This window comes from uncultured Candidatus Thioglobus sp. (assembly GCF_963981275.1).
Classification (GTDB): Bacteria; Pseudomonadota; Gammaproteobacteria; order PS1; family Pseudothioglobaceae; genus Thioglobus_A.
Window position 1 is genome coordinate 1 of record NZ_CAXCCZ010000062.1, and the last position, 2,949, is coordinate 2,949.

The window sequence follows — 2,949 nt, forward strand, 5'->3', positions numbered from 1 at the left end:
GATTTTGGGTGAAAGATAAGCACTCAATTATCCATGTTGGCAAAAATTTTGATGGGCGTTCATTTGGCGATGTTATGCTGATTAATCTTAAAGATAATAAAACATTAGCTTCAGTTGGTCAGGCTGACAGTGCTGTATTTGAGGGTGAAAGCCTTATGCTGGAAAAAGCTAATTTTTATCAAATTAATCGCAGCGATGATCAGAAATTTTATGATATTAATACTAATCAATTAAACCAATATAAACTTCCAGTTGCTTTCGATCAAGGCTTTGTTAACAGTTTGCGTAAAGAGCCTCGTGACTTATCCACCTGGAATTTATATAAGCAGATGAGTTTTTTGACGAAAAATGGTTTAGCGGCAGATACATTTGAAGTTGAATTTTATAAGCGTATTGTTAAACCCTTTACCTTGGTAGCGATGATCGTGTTTTCAATGTTGTTTATTTTTGGCTCGCTACGAGATGCCTCATTAGGTAAAAAAATCTTCCTGGGAATAATACTAAGTTTGTTTTTCGAGTTATTCTCGAGGATTGGTGGAGCATTGTCACTGCGTTTTGATTACAATCATTTTCTGGTCGCATCAGTGCCAACACTCATTGTTTTAGTGTTTGCTTTTATTTTGTTAAAGAGAAAATCGGCTCAATAAAATGGAAGAATTGCAAACCCAAATTATCAAACCAAAACTAGAAAAGCCAAAAAGATTTCAGGTGTTATTATTAAATGATGATTACACGACAATGGAGTTTGTAGTGGAAGTGTTGATGCGTTTTTTTTCAAAAAATGAAGAATCTGCAAATGCGATTATGATTAAAATTCATGTTGATGGAGAAGGGATATGTGGCACGTATTCGCATGACATTGCCCAAACAAAAGTAACCCAAGTGACGGATTTTGCGAGAAACAACGAACAACCGCTGATGTGTGTTTTGCGTGAACTCAGCAACTAACTTATAATAAAAACTATGATTGAATCAGGACTACAACAAGAGATTAACTTTATCATGACTCAGGCGCGTAATAATCGCCTAGAGTTCGTTACCGTTGAACATTTACTGCTCGCCTTGTTAAATATTGAGGAGGTGAATACTTTTTTGCGCAACAAACGCGTTAATCTTGATGAAATTCGTGAAGAATTGGAAGAGTATATTGATTCACATACGCCACTTATCGCTCAGGACTCCGAGATTGACATTGTGCCCACTGTGGGCTTTCAAAGGGTGTTGCAGCGTAGTGTTTACCAGGCACAATCTGCACAAAAAAATACCGTATATGCAATGAATGTGTTGGTGAGTATTTTGTCAGAAAAAGAATCGCACGCCGTATATTTGCTCAAGCTAAATAACATTTCTCGTCTAGAGGTAATGGAAGGTATTGCTAATCGAGAGCCTGAGGAGATTGAGCAGACTGCTGCGATTGAGTCCGAAACTCAAAAACCCAAAAAATCTTCCCTTGAAACTTATACAACCAATCTTTGTGAAAAAGCCCGAGCCGGAAAAGTTGATCCATTACTTGGACGAGAGGAAGAGGTGTTGCGCACTGTGCAAGTGCTGTCTCGTCGTCGAAAAAACAACCCGTTGTTTGTTGGTCAAGCTGGTGTAGGAAAGACTGCTATTGCTGAAGGTATTGCTAAAAAAATTGTTGACGGCAAAGTTCCAGATGTTTTAAAAGAGGCCAGTATTTACTCGCTAGATATTGGTATTTTGATTGCCGGCACCAAATATCGAGGGGATTTTGAAAAGCGTCTAAAGTCCGTTTTAACTGATTTAGAAAAAATTCCTCACGCAATTTTATTTATCGATGAAATTCATACTATGATTGGTGCAGGAAGTGTTTCTGGCGGTTCATTGGATGCTTCTAATTTACTTAAACCTGCATTGGCCGATGGGTCACTTAGGTGTATGGGCTCCACCACTATTGAGGAATTTCGCAAAGTATTTGAAAAGGATCATGCGCTTACGCGTCGCTTCCAGAAAATTGATATTGAAGAGCCTTCAGTTGGTGATGCGGTTAAGATTTTGCAAGGCTTGAAAAAATACTATCAAGATCATCACAAAGTGAAATATTCAGCAGCGGCATTGGAGTCTGCAGTGGAGTTGTCACATCGATATATGAATGATCGTCGCCTGCCAGATAAAGCTATTGACGTGATTGATGAGGTGGGCGCATTGCAACAAATTCAGCCTAAATCTAAGCGCAAAATTAATATTGGTGTGAGTGATATTGAAAATATTGTGGCCAAGTTGGCGCGTATCCCATCGCGTCAAGTTAACAGTGATGACAAGTCACTACTTAAAAACTTAGCGGCGGAATTAAAACTTGGCGTATTTGGGCAGGATGTCGCTGTAGAAAGCCTTTCAACGGCCATTAAGCTAGCACGCTCAGGCCTTTCACAAGAAGATAAAACCATGGGCGCATTCTTATTTGCCGGACCAACTGGTGTAGGAAAAACTGAGATTTGCAAACAGTTGGCACGCATTATGGGCGTTAAGTTGTTGCGTTTTGATATGAGTGAATATATGGAGCGCCATTCTATTTCCAAGCTTATAGGATCCCCTCCTGGTTATGTTGGATATGATGAAGGTGGTTTGTTAACGGAGGCGGTTAATTCTAATCCATACGCTGTTTTACTATTAGATGAGGTGGAAAAAGCCCATCCTGATTTGTTTAATATCCTACTGCAAGTAATGGATAACGGCAAGATGACTGACGCTAATGGGCGCGAAATTGACTTTAGAAATGTAATACTGGTAATGACTTCCAATGTGGGTGCTCATAGCGTACAGCGCGCCTCGATCGGTTTTAGCGAGCAAGACCATGCACTGGATTATAAGGGTGAATTGAAAAAGACCTTTACCCCAGAATTTAGAAATCGTTTATCTGAGGTGATTTACTTTAATGCATTGAATAAAGATACAATTGTGTATGTGGTCAATAAGTTCTTGTTTGAG

The 2,949-nt window shown here is 39.2% G+C and carries 3 protein-coding genes; all 3 read left to right on the forward strand.

Annotation, left to right across the window (positions count from 1 at the left end; translation table 11 throughout):
* Window positions 1-647: LptF/LptG family permease (locus ABNR88_RS07070; protein ID WP_348670245.1), on the forward strand; the 647-nt coding region annotated here is incomplete at its 5' end.
* A 1-nt stretch (window position 648) separates the two neighbouring features.
* Window positions 649-948 (forward strand): ATP-dependent Clp protease adapter ClpS, encoded by a 300-nt coding sequence (clpS, locus tag ABNR88_RS07075; RefSeq protein ID WP_291929235.1) that lies wholly within the window; start codon window positions 649-651, stop codon window positions 946-948.
* A 15-nt stretch (window positions 949-963) separates the two neighbouring features.
* On the forward strand, window positions 964-2,949 hold a 1,986-nt coding region (locus ABNR88_RS07080; RefSeq protein WP_291929233.1), incomplete at its 3' end, for an AAA family ATPase.

Coding starts and splice junctions, on each gene's coding strand:
- clpS (WP_291929235.1), top strand. CDS start 649: ATGGAAGAATTGCAAACCCAAATTATCAAACCAAAACTAGAAAAGCCA.